We start from the raw sequence: 16310 nt of genomic DNA, 5'->3' as shown, positions 1-16310 counted from the left end.
CTCAACCTTCAGCCGATAATCTGGCTGACGGACATCAGCGCCGTCATCACAGACACGATCAAACCGCCGACGACGATGCTGATGACGACGATCGCCGCGGGGCCGGCGATCCCGACCACGCGATCGAGCGTGCGCTGCAGCTTTGCCTCGTAGAACTCGGCGACGCGGCCAGCCAGCATCGGCAATTGTCCGGTTTCATCGCCAAGCCGCAGCATCCGCACCGCCATCGCCGGTAACGCGTTGGTATCGGATAGCGCATCCGACAGTTTTGCGCCATGGCGCACGCGGTCGGCGGCGTCGGTCCAGACCGCGACGGGACCCGCGGTCGACATCATGTCGACCAGAATGCGCAGCGTCGTCGTCAGGTTCACGCCGCTTCCGAGCAGAACCCCGAGATTGCGGCAAAACAGCGAGGTCCGGTAGTACATCATCACCTGGCGGATCGCCGGCAGCCGGGTCAGCCGGTTGGTCAGGCCACGTCGAACGCTTTCCCGGCGCAACAACAGCCAGCTTCCGGCGATGGCGGCGGCGAGGATGGCCAGCACCGCGTCGGAATTATTGCGCATCACCGTCGAGAAGTTCAGAAACGTCAGAACGATCGGATCGACCTTGGCGCCGAAATCCGTCAGCACGCTGGCGAATTGCGGCAGCACGAATGTGAGAAAGAACAGCAGCACGCAAGCCGCGGCGCCGAGCACGAACAGCGGATAGCGGATGGCGTCGCCGAGCCTTCGTTTCAGCGCCTCGTTGCGGCTGCGTTCGTCGGCAAGCACTTCGAGCACCTGATCCAGCGAGCCGGACGCCTCGCCGACCCGGATCAGAGCGACATACATCGCCGGAAACAACGCCTCGTGCCGCGCCAGCGATTCGGCGAAGCTCTCGCCGGCGACGACGCGCGACCTGATATCGGCGACCACCGGCCGCAAGCGGCCGAAATCGCGGTCGGCGGCGAGCAGTTCGAGGCCGTCATTGATGCGCGCGCCGGCGCGCAGCAGCAGCGCGAGGTCGCGGGTGAAAATCGTGACGTCTTCCGCCCTGGGCTTGTTGAAGAGACTGAAGCCGCTGCGTGCCGAGCCGCCCCCCTCCTCGAGGGTTACGTTGTCGACCAGCACCAGACCGAGACGCTCGATCCGCTGCGCGACATCTCCGGGTGCGGTCGCCGCGATCGCGCCGGAAACCAGTTCGCCGTTGCTGTTGAGAGCACGATAACGGTAATTCGGCATCGGTTCACCGAATCGTCGTGACGCGGAAAACCTCGGGCACGGTGGTGAGCCCCGCGCGGCACTTGACGACGGCGTCCGCCAGCATCGTGGTCATGCCGCCGGCCATCGCGGCCTGGTCGATGGTGTGCGAATCCGTCTGCGGTCCGACCAGCTTGCGAACCTCGTCGGACATTTCGAGGATCTCGAAGACGCCGTTGCGGCCGCGATAGCCGGTGCCGCCGCAGCGTTCGCAGCCGCCGGCTTCGTGGATCACCTCGCCGGCCTTGAAGCCGATCACGGCGAAGCGCGGGTCGTTGTCGATGTCCTCGGCCGTCAGGCTGTGCGGCACCTTGCAGCGATCGCACAGCACCCGCACCAGCCGCTGCGCCACCACCGCCCGCAGCGTCGACTTCAGCAGAAAGCCCTCGATGCCGAGATCGATCAGCCGCGGTACCGCCGCCGCCGCGGTATCGGTGTGCAGGGTCGTCAGAACGAGATGGCCGGTCAGCGCGGCATGGATCGCAATATGCGCGGTCTCGGCGTCGCGGATTTCGCCGACCATGATGACGTCGGGGTCCTGGCGGACGAAGGACCGCATGGCCGAGGCGAAGGTCAATCCGATCGACGGCTTGACCTGTGATTGGTTGATGCCGGGAATCTCGTATTCGACCGGATCCTCGATGGTCAGGATCTTGCGGGTCGGCTCGTTCAGGATCGACAGCATGGTCGCCAGCGTCGTGGTCTTGCCGCTGCCGGTCGGCCCGGTCACCACGATCATGCCGTGCGGCAGCGCCAGCAGCCGCGTCATGATCGCTTCATCCCTCGCGACGAGGCCGAGCCTTCCCATCTCGAGCAGGCCGCGGTCGCGCGGCAACAGGCGGATGACGGCGCTTTCGCCCGACTGGGTCGGCATGGTGGCGACGCGGACATCGAGTTCGGAGCGGCTGACGCGAACCCGCGCCGCGCCGTCCTGCGGCAGCCGCCGTTCCGCGATATTGAGGCCAGCGAGGATTTTCACCCGCGAGATCAGCGCCTGCGGCGGAATGCCCGACGGCGCCGTCATCGCCCGCAGCAGTCCGTCGACGCGCATCCGCACGACGAGGCCGGTGCGAAACGGCTCGATGTGAATGTCGCTGGCGCGAAGCTCGACCGCGCGCTCCAGAAGGTCGTTGAGCGCACGCACCACCGGTGCGCCGCTGGCGAGATCGCGCAGGCTCTCGATATCGTCGTCGGATTGCTGGCTCGATCCCTTCGACGTCTCATCGGCAATGGCGTCGTCTGCGTCGAGCCGCTGGTCGAGCAGCGTCGTGATGTCCTCGAACGACGCCACCGCAACCTCGACCGGCGCGCCGAACACGATTTCCGCGGCGCGAATGCCGGCGGTATCGGAGGGGTCGGCGACCGCCAGCCGGTAATGGCCGTTGGGCGCACGCACCGGGAAGATCGTGGACTCCCGCAGGAAGCGGCGGGAGAATCCGTCGAGGCAGGGCGTGGACGCCAACAGCTGCGGCAGGCTGAGCCTGACGACGCCCCAATAGTCCGAAACTTCGTCGGCGAATTCGGCGGCCGACAGATCGGTGGCTTCCCACAACTCGCGCAGCGGCCGTGCCAGAGCGGTTTTGGCGGAATTTACGACGCGGGCGCGCGCCTTCGGCGGCAATGAATATTTTTCGAGGAGATGCTGCCGGAAGGTCTCTGCGGAAAGGTCTCGCATCGAATTCACAGCGCTAACCTTGTTACTGGAAAGCAACAGCTCTCGCGTGTGACGGAATGCCTTTGCTCTTGACTTATTTACTAGCAAAAACATAATCGTGAAGCAAATTTTTGAACGTCCGGGCCATGCCGGATCGGACGTGTTTTTCCAGTTTAGTGCAGCGACAGTAGGCGTATTTTGTCCAAAGTGGTCCACCCGCTTTCGCGCCTGCGTTCAGCGTTGTCTGGAACGCTGGTTCTGTCTTTGTCCGCTTTCTTCCTGACGGCCTGCATCCTGACCGCCGATCAATCGATCGAAGGCAATCCCAGGGACCCCCGCGCCCAGGATATCGCCGACAAGATCCGCTCGATGGACCTGTCGCCGCGCCAGACCACCGAAGCCGGGAACTCGGGCATCCGGCAGCAGGGCGCCTCGAATCCCGCGATCTATCTGGCCGACGGGTCGCGACCGCAGGGCGCTGCCCTGATCGACCGGGACGATTCCGGCGCCAGCGGCTACGACCTCAACTTCGAGAACGCGCCGGTCGCCACGGTGGCAAAGGTCATTCTGGGTGACGTATTGGGAGTGGGCTACACCATCGATCCCCGGGTACAGGGTACGGTGACGCTGGCATCGGTTCGCCCGATCCCGAAGTCCGATGCGCTCTATGTGCTCGAAAACGCGCTGCGGATGTCCGGCGTGGCGCTGGTGCGCGATCGCGGCGGATACCGCCTGCTGCCCGGTGCCGAAGCAGGCCCCGGCAGCATCGACCGCAAAGCGTCCGCCGAGGCCGGTCAGGGCATCAGCGTGGTGCCGCTGCGCTACGTCTCGGCACAGAACGTCTTCAAGCTGCTGGACGCATTCGGCGTCAAGGCCAACACCGTCCGCCCGGATACCGCGCGCAACACGCTGGTGATCCAGGGCAGCGGCGCCGACCGCGCCGCGGCGATCGATACCATCCTCTCCTTCGACGCCGACTGGATGCGCGGGCAATCGGTCGGCATCTTCCCGGTACGCAACTCCACGCCCGAGCCGCTGATATCAGAGATCGAGAAGATCATGGATTCCGGCGAAGGCGGCCTTGGCCAGAACATGGTCAAGTTCCAGCCGATCGGCCGGCTCAATTCCATTCTGGTGGTCAGCCAGAAGCCCGAATATCTCAAGCGCGCGCAGACCTGGATCGCGCGGCTCGACAGGTCCGATACCGCGGGCGTCAATCTGAAATCCTATCCGCTGCGCTACGGCAATTCGAAACAGGTCGTCGCGCTGCTCAACGAGATCCTGACCGGTCACGGCCAGGCCAGCGGCACGCTCGACAGCGCCAACAGCCAGATTTCGCCGGGCGCCGGCATTTCGGTTTCGTCGTCGGGAGCCAACCCGATCGCCGCGTTGAGCGGCATGCCGACCCAGGCCTCGGGCGCGGCGCCTCCCGCCGCCAGCGCCACGACGACGCTCAACGTTCGCGCCGCCCCGGGCGCCGGCGCTCCGTCCGCCGGACAGGATACGCCCGGCGGCATTCTGGGCGCAGGCCCCCGACCGGCCGGCAACGCCATTCTGCAGAACGTCCGGATTACCGCCGACATCACCAACAACGCCGTGCTGGTCTACGCCAACCAGGAATCGCAGCGTGTCGTCGAACAAACCATCCGCCAGATCGACCGGCCGCAGCGCCAGATCGCGATCGAGGCAACCATCGCCGAAGTCACGCTGAACGATCAATTGAATTACGGCGTGCAGTTCTTCCTGGCGAGCAAGAAGGGCTCGATCTCGAACGTGATCAGCACCGGCGCGAGCACAGGCGGCCTCGCCAACAGCGTCGAGCCTCCGGTCAACGCCGTCAACGCCGCCGCCGGCGCCCTGATGAATCGGGTGCTTCCCGGTTTCAATTTCCTGATCGGCGCCGAGAACTCGCCGCGGGTCATTCTCGACGCTCTCCACAACGTCACCAACGTCAAGGTGCTGTCGAACCCGTCGCTGGTGGTGCTCGACAACCAGCCGGCGACGCTGCAGGTCGGCGACCAGGTGCCGTTCTCGACCGGCAGCGCGACGGTTCTGACCGCCAACAACACCGTGGTCAACACCATCGACTACAAGAACACCGGAATCATCCTTCGTGTGCTGCCCCGCGCCAATGCCACCGGCAACATCGTGCTCGATATCGAACAGGAAATCAGCAACGTCGCCGCCGGAGGCGGGGCTGCGGGAGCACCGAACCTGACGCCGACGATCTCGCAACGCCGCGTAAAAAGTTCGATTTCCGTCAACAGCGGCCAGACCGTCCTGCTGGCGGGGCTCATCAACGAGACCGAGAGCACGCAGCGGCAGGGCATTCCGCTGCTGGATTCCATTCCCGGCATCGGCGACGCCTTCTCGCATCAGAACAAATCGCGGGCGCGAACCGAACTGATCCTGTTCATCCGCCCGACCGTGATCAAGGACGCCCTCGATGCGCATGTCATCGCCGAGGAAATGCGCGCCAAGATGAACAACCGGCTGGTCGGCACCAGCAATCGCGTGATCATGGTCGATCCGAAGACCGGGCTCGCGCGTTAAGGACGTGATCGCGCGATCGCTTCGGCCCATCGCCATCAGCTTCGCGCTGCTCGCCGCGGTGATGGGCAGCCTGCTCGCCGCACCCGGCCCTGACGGGCTGCTGGGTGCTTTGCTGGCCGCCCTGATGCTGGCGATCGCCGTGACCGACTCCCGCCGCTACATCATCCCGAACGAACTGACGGGCGCGGCATTCGCGCTGGCGCTATTGCGCGCCGGCCTGGTCGGACCCGAGGCGGATGGCTACGCCGCGATGTGGGCGGCCTTGCGCGCCGCGGCCATAGCCCTGCCGTTTCTGGCGCTGATGGCCGCCTACCGCACCTGGCGCGGCCGCGACGGGCTCGGCTTCGGCGATATCAAGCTGGCCGCAGTGGCGGGCGCCTGGCTCGGCCTGGTCACGGTGTTTGCGGTGATCGAACTGGCCACCCTGTCGGCGCTCGGCGCCTATGTCGCGTCGGGCACTCTGCGGAAGCGCGCGTTGAAGGCGACCGCCTACCTTCCCTTTGGCGCGTTCCTGGCGCCGGCAATCTGGCTCGGCTGGCTGGCCGAGGCGCTGCTGAACTGATGCGGCCCGGCGCCTGCTGCGGCGTGTCTGCAAAAATATCGAAAACAACCCCATGCAATGAAAACGCAAGCCCTTTTTGGCAGTTTATAAGGTATCTTGATACCGTAAATCGGAAATTCAGCGCTCGCGGCTCGGCACCCATTCCAGCGCACGCAACCGGGCCTGGGCAATCTCGCCACGGGTCATCTTGCTGGTCACGGCATCCCGAATACGAACGCGGGCTTCCCGGGCCCGCGGCGGTGCCGCCGCGACGGCGAGGTTGAGCCATTTGCTGGCTTCGACGATATCCTGCGGCACGCCCAGCCCCCGATCGTAGAGCAGGCCGAGGGAATATTGCGCGAGACTGTCGCCCTGCTCCGCGGCGCGGCGGTACCACATCGCCGCCTCGGTGTAATTCTGCGGAACGCCGCGTCCGGTTTCGAACATGATGCCGAGATAGGTCTGCGCGGCAGGGTCGCCCCGCTCGGCGAAGGGTATGAAGATTTGCGACGCCCGCACATAGTTCTGGCGGTCGAACGCGGCGACGCCCTGCCGGACCGTCGCGGCTTCGGCGACATCGCCGGCTGCGAGCAGCATTGGCATCACGGCAGCAACGACAACAATGGCGCGGCCCAGCCGCGTCGCCCTGGACCGCGCACGCCGAACGACGCTTTCCGGACCCACACTATCGCTGCAACTTTTGCTCATGCTGTCCCAACTCTGTGTGTCCGCAGGTTAGCCGCGTGGCGCAGGAAAATCTACATCGCACAGATCGGCGCGGTCCACGATCTCCGCAATGTCTCACCCGCGCGAGCGGCTGTGATGCACCGCATGACGCTCCGGTTGCCGCAGGCATTGCGTTGGCGGGGATCGGATTGTAGTACGAGGTCAAGTTCCGCCCGTGCCGCAACGCCGCCGGACTTCACCTCCGTGCCAACGTAATCCCGTCAGGTCTGATATCCCGCTCCGAAACCCGCAAAAATGGCGACTTCCAATCTCGAGAATCTGAACTGGCGGCAGCGGCTCTTCCAGATTCTGGTGCCCCTGCTGACATGTATCCTGACCGTTGGCGCGATCGAACTAGGGTTGGCGATTTTTCATCCGATCCCATTCTCGAATGAAACAAACATGTATTTCGAGCCCGATCCGTATACCGGATACCGGCTCAAGCCGGGCGGTACCGGCACCTATCAAATGGGAATCCCCGGCGTCGCAAACAGTCATGGCCATCGGGACGTCGAAGTCCCGCTGAAAAAGCCGCCAGGCGTTTTTCGAATCCTGGTGTTGGGCGACTCGTTTACGGTCGGTACGAACGTTCGACAGGAAGAGGCTTATCCGAAAGCGCTGGAGAGGCACCTGAAGCGCGTGTACGGCCCCAAAATCGAGGTGGTGAACGCGGGAGTCGGCGGGTGGGATCCGCTTCAATACGCACAGTACTACGAACACTATGGATATCGGTTCGAGCCCGATCTGATCCTCGTCGGTTTTTTCGTCGGCAATGACACGTTCTCGCCGATCACGAGCCTCAGCAAGGCGTATACGGCAATCCGCGGGCATTTGATCACCCCTGAAGCCGCGGCCCGCCGCTTGATCAAGCTCCAGGTCTTTCTCTACGATCACAGTCATTTGGCCAGGCTGCTGATGAAGCGGGGGCCTCCGGGATCGGAGAGCTTCATCCGCAAGCAGTGTGACGACTTCAGCGAAACGTATCTTGCGATTCAGAAAACGCGCATGCCCTTTCATCTCGCCGACAGCAGCGAGCAGCGAGTCAATGCAAGGCCGGCAGTTAGCCAGATTCACCGAATCAAGAACCTTGCAGGGAGCTCCTTGCCCGTGGTCGTGGCCCTGCTTCCGGATGAAAACCAGGTCAACCCGATCCTGCAGGCCCGAATGATCGATCCGAAGGAAATTTCCAAATACGACTTCAAGATGCCGCAATCAATGCTGGCCCAGATGTTCCGGGAAATCGGTCTCCCGACCATCGATGTGCTGCCCGCGGTGCTGGCCGATCCCCGCTGTCTATACATGAACGACACGCACTGGACGTCCGAAGGTCAGGAACTTGTGGCTTCGGTCATTTTTGACCAGCTGACGCCCGTTATCGCGGGGATGAAGGCGTCAAGATGAGCAGCGATGCGTCATTACATGGTGCGATTTAGCTGGGCTGCAAACGTTGGCAAGCTGTCGCTTCCGGGCGGCTATGCTACGTTCGGGGCGCGATCGCACTGCCACTTCGCATGATAGCACGCGCCAGCCGGCCACCGAGCCTGAGTCCGGGCACTTCGACGGCGAGATACATTCCGGTTGCGACGACTGTTGCCAAAACGAGGGTTACGGCGCCTTTCACAATGCCCGGCAGCATCATGTTTGCCGCGACTGCGTTTATGAGATAAAAATGCGTCAAATAGAGGCTGAAGCTAATTCGCCCGTAGAAGCGAAGAGCGCTGTTCCTGAACAGGTATTGAAGCGGACTGGACCTCGTAAGCGCGTACAGAATCGCAGCCCAGCCAAGTCCGATTGCCCACGACCAGCCAAGCGCTTCCTGAACTGAAATATTCACGAATGATTCCATTGATCTTGGCGCCAGCAAGACAATGGCAGCCATTGAGGCCAAGGCGATACCGAGGGCTGCGTTGTTGCTGAGGCCCATTCGGGACTGCGCGACCAAAATGCCGAAAGCGAAGAACAACGCGTAGGCCGGAAATTGCATCGAGTTGGCCTGGATTGCCTGCGAGGCCAATACGGCATAGGCAGACGATGCTGCAATCACGACTACAACGGTAAGCCACGGCCGTTGGCGTGGGCTACATCTCGACAAGATCAACGCAATGATTGGAAGGAGAGCATAAAAAGCCATTTCGACGGGAATCGTCCAGAGATGGTCGCGGCCTTCCATCAAAAAAGCATGCCGTAGCGCCTCGTCCATGCGGAAATAGCCCAGAGCGGTCGCCCCGAACAGGAATACAAAATATGCCGGCATAATCCGGAGCACGCGTCTCACCGCATAAGCCAGGATCACCCGCCCACGGACCGTACTGTCTTCCAGCTCGCCCACGAGCCTACCAGCCAGCAGATACGCGCTGAGGACGAAGAACAACCAGACGCCAATCTTGGCGGTAGCGCCAAAATTCAGTGCCGGTATCACGTCCATACCCACATTGCTGCAATGTCCAAATAGGACAATCAGAGCGGCCAATCCTCGAAGTCCGTCCAGGTAATCAGTGGGTTCGCTCGATGATCGTGTCGGCGTGGGAGATGCCATCACTCTACGCTTGGCTCGCTTGGAGAGTTCCTAAAATCCGGGATCGAGAAAACTCGATAACTCCGAGGCGATAACCCTAGATGATCCACGCATTTCGCTCCAGCCCGCAGCACCGATTCTAGAAAGAATATCAGCTCAAATGAATAGCTTTTCGCTCTCTTACTCAGCTACCCTCATACAGCTTCGGATTATCAGACGGTTTGGACCGACAGGCAAACGCAACCCGCAACAGCCTCCGTTCGGAGGACTGTTGCGGGAATCGACTGCCGGCCAGGTCGCGGCTTCCTTGCCGCGGCAGAACTCTGATCTACTTGAGAGGAATGTTGGTGACGGCGATCGTGGTACCAACAATCGCATTGTTGACGAATGAGTTGAACGTTCCGGTGCCCGCGACGCTGGCCGCGGTTCCGATCAGCGTCGAGCCGTTCAGGAACACTGAGCTGGGCGCAGTCACATTGACCGAGGCCACCGTGTTGTTGTCGATTGTGGTCCTGATAACGGTTGCGGTATTGGACGCGCCGGCAGAGCCTACCACGTTGACGCCAGTCGCGTTGCTCGTGATGACCGAATCCTGGATGATGGCCCGGGCACCCGCTGGGCCCGCAACGTCAACACCGGCGGTGGTGAAATTGCGGATCGCGCACTTATTGATGAAGACCTTGGCAGCGCTGATGATCCTGATACCGTTGATGCCTGTTCCAAGCCCCTCAAGATCGAGACCTTCGAGGTTTACCTCGGCGTTCGCCGGCGGGTTGACGATGATGCCGTTGGTGCCCGATACCAGCACACCTGCGTTGTGAATCGAGATGATGCTGATCGCCTTGGTGATGGTGACAGCGCCGAAGCCGCCGGGATCCAGCGTGTTGATCTCACCGGCCGTCGCGGTTTTCGAGATCGCGCCCGCGAAGGTCTTGCACGGGGCGGTGCGGCTGCACGGATTGGCGTCGTCGCCGACGCCCGAGACCCAGGTTCGGGTCGCCTGGGCCGAGGCCGGTGCCGATGCGAGAAGCGGAGCGAGGAATCCCATGGCTATACCGAGCAGAACAATACGACGCATCTCTACCTCCTTGAGTTCGCTGAGATTCTCTCAGCTATGAAAATAACGACGTCACGAAATCCGGGCGACGGCCAGCGAGGCGATATGGAGTCAAATATTTGTCCTGAAAAGTCCAGCCTGCCACTCCGCCTAGATTATAGCCCTTTTCTTACGCGGTTACGACGGCTTCCCCTCGAACATCCAAGAAATGCAGCGATTGCGGCAAATTACGCACAAGGGAACCCCATTGTGTTGGTGCGCCGGATCGCCCCGAGGTTCAACCTGATTGCTAATTTTCTCGGGCAGCTTTCCTGGGGTTGTTTTCTTGAGGTTGAATGTCGCGGCGCGGCGTGAACCCGCCCGGCCACCGCTATCCGGGCTCTTGTTGACAGCAGGATCACGAATTCGGTCAAAGGCTTCGGGGTGACGCCTGGTCACGCTTGCACAAACCCTCTGCTTTCGGCGATTGTGCCCCTCCTGCCACCGCAATTCACTCCCGGAGTACCTGAATGGCTTTCCCCCGCGCCTCGCAGGCCCTGTCCCGCTTCACCGTGCTGGATCTTACCCGGGTTCGCTCCGGGCCGACCTGCGTCCGGCAGCTGGCGGACTGGGGCGCCAATGTCATCAAGGTCGATGCGCTGCTGGAGGATGCTGCCGGCGAACAGCCGGGCGGCCCCCGCGCTGGATCCGACTTCCAGAACCTGCACCGTAACAAGCGGGCCATGACGCTGAACCTGAAGGACGCCAGAGGGCTCGAGGTGTTCAAGCGGCTGGCGGCAAAGGCCGACGTGATCGTCGAGAACTTCCGCCCCGATGTGAAGGCAAAACTCGGCATCGACTACGAAAGCCTGCGCCAGATCAATCCGCGCCTGGTCTATGGCAGCATCTCCGGCTTCGGCCAGGATGGCCCCTACCACAAGCGTCCCGGCTTCGATCAGATCGCGCAAGGCATGGGCGGGCTGATGTCGATCACCGGCGCGCCGGGCGAAGGCCCGATGCGGGTCGGCATTCCCGTGGCGGACCTCACCGCCGGGCTGTTCTGCGCCACCGGCATCCTGACCGCGTTGCTGGAGCGCGAGGTGTCCGGCGAGGGCCAGTGGGTCCAGACCTCGCTGCTGCAGGCGCAGATCTTCATGCTGGACTTCCAGGCGGCGCGCTGGCTGATGGAAAAGGAAGTCGCCAAACAGGCCGGCAACAATCATCCGACCAGCATTCCGACCGGCGTGTTCAAGACTTCCGACGGCTACATCAATATCGCCACCACGGGCGGACGGATCTGGGAGCGTTTCACGCAGGCGATCGGTGCGCCCGAGCTTCTCGGCAATCCCGACTATGCCACCGCGCCGGCGCGCTCGGACAACCGCGACGCGTTGAACGCGCTGATCGGAAAACTCACGATGCAGAAATCGACCGACAGCTGGGTCAGCGAGCTGAACGCCGCCGGCGTGCCCTGCGGCCCGATCTACTCGATCGACCAGATGTTCGAGGACGAGCAGGTCAAGCATCTCGGCATCGCCCAGGACGTGCCCAATGCCGAGAACCGCCAGATCCGGCTGGTCGGCCAGCCGGTCACGCTGTCACGCACCCCGAGCAGCATGGCGGCCCGGCCGCCGGAATTCGGCGAGCAGACCGATGAGGTGCTGGCCGAATTCGGCTTTGCCGCGGCAGAAATCGCGGCATTGCGCCAAGCCAGGGTGGTGTAGTCGAACCACATGCAGCGGCGGCCTGCCGCTGCCGGTGAGATACCGCCCGTTCGCACCGACGGCGCGGGCCTCTTCAACAGCCCGCGCCGCCAGCCAATCAAACGGTACAATCCGATCAGACGATCAGCAAATCGTTCGCATTGAGGGTCACGCCGGCCTGGAGCGTCGCCACCGTGATGACCGACGCCTGGGTGCCATCGGCGCTGAAATAAAGCGTCTGGTTCGAGGTATCGAAATGGAACACGGGACCGGCCCCCGAGAACTGGTCGTCGCCGGATGTCTCGAACAGGCCGCTCACATCCATGCCCGCGGTCAGCCCGCCCCCGAAACCGTCGGCGGAGATAGCGATGTAATCGGTTTCCGTGAGGTTGTTGAAGTCGGTGATGGTGCCCGGACCGTCCGACGTCTGCACGAAGGCGAAACCGTCATTGCCAGTTCCCCCGGTCATGACATGGCTGCCGGAATTGCCGACCAGGATGTCATTGCCGGCGCCGCCATCGAGCGTTTCAGTGCCGTTGGTGGCGATGATGATGTCGTCGCCACTGGTCCCGTTGAGCGCGGTGACCGAGGTTGCATTGTTGATCACGGTCGCGGTGGCTTCATTGGCGCTGGTGGCGATGCCGTCGGACGAAGTGTAGTTGAACGAACCGCCCAGCGTCGAGTCGTCGAGGAACAGAACACCGCTACCGAAGGTCCCCGCGTCGCCGCCCGAACTGTAAACGACGTTGTTGGCGAACACAAAATCGAAGGTGTCCGGATCGATGTCGTTCGCGCCGAGCATCCATGCATGGACGCCGACGAGCCCGTCCGGGCCGACATTGGTGACGATGGTTTCGCCGACCGCCGTTGGCGCATCGTTGGCGCCGTTGATGGTCACTGTGATGTCCTGCCCGGCCGTGCCGCCTTGATCGTCCGTGACGAACACGGTGTAGGTCTGGACCAGCTGCTGGCCAGCCGACAGGAACTGGATGTCGGCATTATCGACCGTGAAATGCCAGGCCACCGATCCGAGGCCCGCCGCCTCGCTGACCGGATCGAGCGACAGCGTACCGACGTAGCCGACATCATGCGCCACGAAGCTTGCCGTGTGGGTATCGCCGGCCTCGACGTCGGAAAAAGCAACCGACCCCGACGTCGTTTCGCTCGCCGCACCCGAGACCGCCGCGACCGCGACCTGGTCCAGCAGGAATCCGACCCCGTCGGTGCTCGCTGAAAATTCCAGCTGCGTGGTTGGATCCAGCGAATCCCCGATCACGTCGAAAGAGTAGTGCGTAAAGCCGCCGGTAAAGTTGGTGAGCGCCAGTACCGGCACGCCATCCCAGAGCACGGTAAAGGTGCTGCTGCTGGCCTCGACGTCGCCGGCCACGGTGAAGCTCAGCGTATAATGCTGTCCGGGCGTGGTGGCGACGTCCTGCGACAGCGAACCCAACCTGGCCGAGTAGTTGCCGAAGGCTCCTCCGATCGCCGTGAACTCGGCTGTCGCGAAGCCCGACCATCCCGAGAGATCACCGGTCTCGAAGTCGCCATTGGCCAATACCGTCGGACCGGCATCCTCGGTGATCGATCCGAACGCCGCCGCCGCAGTTATTTGCGGCGCCTCGTTGGCGCCCATGACATTGAGCGTCAGGGTGGTGGGCGTGCTGTTGCCCAAGGTGTCGCTGACCGTGAAGTCGAACACCTCGACGGGATTTTGTCCGAGCAGGACAGCATCGAGCCCGGCATTGGCCGTATAGAAATAACTTCCATCGTCGAAAACCGTCAGCGTACCGTAGGCGCCGGCGATCTCCAGGAGGCCGGCGACGGGCTGACCGTTCACTTCCGTCACGCTTAGCGTGTTGCCGAGGTCGCCGGCGGAATCGCCGGCATCTGTAATCAGGTTGCCGACGGCGACCACCTGGCCGTCGTCGGTCGCCGAGGTATCGGCGAGGCTCGCGATCAGCGGGTTGACGATGATCGCGTCGTCCACCGAGCCGGTCATGGTGACCGTCACGGTCTGGGTCGAACTGGTGGTGCCGTCGAACACGGTGACGTCATAGGTCGCCGTCAGCGTCTGCCCGGCGGAGAGGAAGTCGAGATTGCTGTCCTGGATGCTGAAGGTCCAGTCGAGGCTCCCGGCCCCCATGCCCGTGGAGTCATTCAACGCGGCTGCCAGCGCGGTTTGCAGCTCGCTCAGGGTACCGGAAGGCACGAAGTCCGGATCGACGGACCAGATTGCCGAGGTCAACGCCACGCTGACCGAGTGGCTGTCGCTGAGATCGACATCGGCGAAAGCCAGCGTTCCGCTGGCGGTGTCCAGTGTCGACGAACCCGTCGTGTTGGCCTGCTCCTCGATCGCGCCCGAATCCGGCCCGCTGGTCATCACCACGGCGTCGTTGGTCCCGGTGACCACGACCGAAACCGTTTGCCCGACACTGCCCGCACCGTCGCTGATCGTGACGGTGTAGTCGATCATCAGGGTTTCGCCATCCGCCAGGAAATCGAGATCGTGGTCGGCAATGGCGAAGTCCCAGTCCACGCTGCCGATGCCGGTACCGGTGGAATCATGCAGCGTGGTCGTTACCGCGGCCGCAAGATCCGCCTGGGTCGCTCCCGGCACGCTGCCGCCCGCGGACCAGGTCGCGGAGTCGAGCGCCACCGCGACGGTGTGGGTGTCGCCGGTGTCCTGATCGATGAAGTCGAGCGTGCCGGCCGGCACGACGGACGTGGTGTTGAGCACCGACGAGCCCGTGGTGTCGGCGAATTCGGTCACCGCGGCCGATTGCGGCCCGCTGCCGATGACGGGATCATGGTTGGTGCCGAGGATCGTGATCGTGACGTCCTGCACGTCCGATCCGCCCGCTGAATCGGTGACGGTGACGTGATAGGTCAGCGTCAGCGTCTCGCCGGAAGAAAGAAAGCTCGCCGCGCTGTTCTGCAGGGCAAAGCTCCAGTCGACCTCGCCGAACAGGTGCCCGGTGGAATCCGGTCCCAACGACGTCTGGAACGCCGCCAGCAGCGCGGCATTGGAAAGCGGAATCGCGCCGCCGCCCGAACGCTCCGCCGTAACCGTGGTCGAGACCGTGTGGCCATCGGACAGATCGATGTCGGCGAAATCCAGATCGCCAGCGGCGTTAAGTTCGCCCGCCGGCGAAAGGTCCTGGCCCTCCTCGAGATTTTCGGAGTCCGGTCCGCACAGAAACACCGGCGCGTCGTTGGTGCCGATCACGGTTACCACGACAGTCTGCGTGGTGATGCCGCCGGCATTGTCGTTGAGCCGCACCGTGTAGGTGATGTCGACCTGCTCGCCTTCAGCCAGATAGTCGAAGGCGAGGTCGGGCGCGGAGAAAGTGGTGTTGATGGTGCCGCTGCTGGAGCCGGCCGGTTTAACGACATTGTTGATATGGAAGAACGACATCAGTTCGATGGTGCCGAGAAAACCGGGCAGAATACCGTCGGTATTGCCGGACGCCGACACGCCTGTGACCGTGGCGGTGTGGCCGGTATTGGCGAGATCCTGGTCGACGAAGCTGAGGGCGATGTGGGCGACATCCGGCGAGAATGACAGCGTCTGGCCGGCCTGCTCGGTCACGGTACCTGTTGCCGGCATGCTGATCACCGGCCGGTCGTCGGTGCCGGTGATGGTGATCTTGACGGTTCGCAGGGCGCTGCCGCCGTGATCGTCATAAACCCTGATCTCATAGGTCAATGTCAGGGTCTGGTTCCTGGCGAGGAAATCGAAATCGTCATCGGCGTCGCTGAACGACCACCGCAGCATGCCGGAGCCGTTGCTGTCGGTCAGGATCTGGGACGACATCGCGGTATTGAAACTCGCCAGCGCCGACGCGGGAATGACCGTTCCTCCCGACACGACGGCGGATTTCAGCGTCGCCGCGGTGGTGTGACTGTCGCCGTGATTGTTGTCCTTGAAATTCATCGTGCCGGTCAGCTGATGCAGCACCATCGAATCCGTGGTGTCGGCAAACTCGCTGAAGCTGCCGGTTGCGTTTGACGAGGTGAAAGTCGGCGCCTGATTGGTCATGAGAAGCCCCTGCGTTTGTGCCAAACGGCGACCGGCGCGCGAAAGCGCCCGGCGCAAGAAAATATCGAGCTCGCCACGTCAGTGGACTGCTGCTCGGCTCAAGTTAAATGGGTAGCTTGAAGGGCAGTGAGATGCGTGCCGTGGGTCGTCGCGTTAATGGGGTTCGGTATCTTGAATCGTTATGATGACATCCGTAATAACTTCGGCAGCAAGCTTCAAATCACCAGCGAGATCGATGGCTGTCCCCACGACTCACCTGATCCCCGGTTGAGATAAATCACCTGCAACCCCGCCGATCATAT

The 16310-nt window shown here is 62.8% G+C and carries 10 protein-coding genes; 4 read left to right on the top strand and 6 right to left on the bottom strand.

Annotated features, from left to right (window positions below):
- Nucleotides 1–8: 8 nt before the first annotated feature.
- On the bottom strand, nt 9–1223 hold the full coding sequence (locus Q8N40_RS04230) for a type II secretion system F family protein (protein WP_305710916.1): 1215 nt from the start codon (nt 1221–1223) through the stop codon (nt 9–11).
- 4 nt (nt 1224–1227) lie between these two features.
- A complete protein-coding gene (locus Q8N40_RS04225; RefSeq protein WP_371135612.1) occupies nt 1228–2916 on the bottom strand; it encodes a GspE/PulE family protein in 1689 nt (562 codons plus the stop codon).
- Nucleotides 2917–3153: 237 nt separating this feature from the next.
- Between Q8N40_RS04225 and gspD the strand changes: the two genes are divergently transcribed.
- Nucleotides 3154–5448, top strand: a complete 2295-nt coding sequence (gspD, locus tag Q8N40_RS04220) for a type II secretion system secretin GspD (RefSeq protein ID WP_371135611.1) — start codon at nt 3154–3156, stop codon at nt 5446–5448.
- Between the two features lie 4 nt (nt 5449–5452).
- On the top strand, nt 5453–6010 hold the full coding sequence (locus Q8N40_RS04215; RefSeq protein ID WP_305710913.1) for an A24 family peptidase: 558 nt from the start codon (nt 5453–5455) through the stop codon (nt 6008–6010).
- 117 nt (nt 6011–6127) lie between these two features.
- Here Q8N40_RS04215 and Q8N40_RS04210 read toward each other — a convergent pair whose 3' ends face one another.
- Nucleotides 6128–6586: a tetratricopeptide repeat protein gene (locus Q8N40_RS04210; protein WP_305319525.1), complete on the bottom strand. Its 459-nt coding sequence runs from the start codon at nt 6584–6586 to the stop codon at nt 6128–6130.
- 384 nt (nt 6587–6970) lie between these two features.
- Here Q8N40_RS04210 and Q8N40_RS04205 point away from each other — a divergent pair, with 384 nt between their 5' ends.
- Nucleotides 6971–8116 (top strand): GDSL-type esterase/lipase family protein, encoded by a 1146-nt coding sequence (locus Q8N40_RS04205; RefSeq protein WP_305319524.1) that lies wholly within the window; start codon nt 6971–6973, stop codon nt 8114–8116.
- A gap of 76 nt (nt 8117–8192) precedes the next feature.
- Here Q8N40_RS04205 and Q8N40_RS04200 read toward each other — a convergent pair whose 3' ends face one another.
- Together Q8N40_RS04200 and Q8N40_RS04195 are read right to left on the bottom strand one after the other, a co-directional pair.
- Nucleotides 8193–9251, bottom strand: a complete 1059-nt coding sequence (locus tag Q8N40_RS04200) for an acyltransferase (RefSeq protein WP_305710912.1) — start codon at nt 9249–9251, stop codon at nt 8193–8195.
- A gap of 307 nt (nt 9252–9558) precedes the next feature.
- Nucleotides 9559–10308 (bottom strand): hypothetical protein, encoded by a 750-nt coding sequence (locus Q8N40_RS04195; RefSeq protein ID WP_305710911.1) that lies wholly within the window; start codon nt 10306–10308, stop codon nt 9559–9561.
- A 488-nt stretch (nt 10309–10796) separates the two neighbouring features.
- Between Q8N40_RS04195 and Q8N40_RS04190 the strand changes: the two genes are divergently transcribed.
- A complete protein-coding gene (locus tag Q8N40_RS04190; RefSeq protein ID WP_305710910.1) occupies nt 10797–11990 on the top strand; it encodes a CaiB/BaiF CoA-transferase family protein in 1194 nt (397 codons plus the stop codon).
- A gap of 115 nt (nt 11991–12105) precedes the next feature.
- Here Q8N40_RS04190 and Q8N40_RS04185 read toward each other — a convergent pair whose 3' ends face one another.
- Complete coding sequence (locus Q8N40_RS04185) at nt 12106–16008, bottom strand: VCBS domain-containing protein (protein WP_305710909.1); 3903 nt, start codon at nt 16006–16008, stop codon at nt 12106–12108.
- Nucleotides 16009–16310 lie beyond the last annotated feature (302 nt).

This window comes from Bradyrhizobium sp., from assembly GCF_030693485.1.
Taxonomy (GTDB): Bacteria; Pseudomonadota; Alphaproteobacteria; order Rhizobiales; family Xanthobacteraceae; genus Bradyrhizobium.
Note: the sequence above shows the minus strand (reverse complement) of the source record. Positions and strands in the feature narration are given on the sequence as shown.

Coding starts and splice junctions, on each gene's coding strand:
- Q8N40_RS04185 (WP_305710909.1), bottom strand. CDS start 16,008: ATGACCAATCAGGCGCCGACTTTCACCTCGTCAAACGCAACCGGCAGC.
- Q8N40_RS04190 (WP_305710910.1), top strand. CDS start 10,797: ATGGCTTTCCCCCGCGCCTCGCAGGCCCTGTCCCGCTTCACCGTGCTG.
- Q8N40_RS04195 (WP_305710911.1), bottom strand. CDS start 10,308: ATGCGTCGTATTGTTCTGCTCGGTATAGCCATGGGATTCCTCGCTCCG.
- Q8N40_RS04200 (WP_305710912.1), bottom strand. CDS start 9,251: ATGGCATCTCCCACGCCGACACGATCATCGAGCGAACCCACTGATTAC.
- Q8N40_RS04225 (WP_371135612.1), bottom strand. CDS start 2,916: ATGCGAGACCTTTCCGCAGAGACCTTCCGGCAGCATCTCCTCGAAAAA.
- Q8N40_RS04230 (WP_305710916.1), bottom strand. CDS start 1,223: ATGCCGAATTACCGTTATCGTGCTCTCAACAGCAACGGCGAACTGGTT.
- Q8N40_RS04210 (WP_305319525.1), bottom strand. CDS start 6,586: ATGCTGCTCGCAGCCGGCGATGTCGCCGAAGCCGCGACGGTCCGGCAG.
- Q8N40_RS04205 (WP_305319524.1), top strand. CDS start 6,971: ATGGCGACTTCCAATCTCGAGAATCTGAACTGGCGGCAGCGGCTCTTC.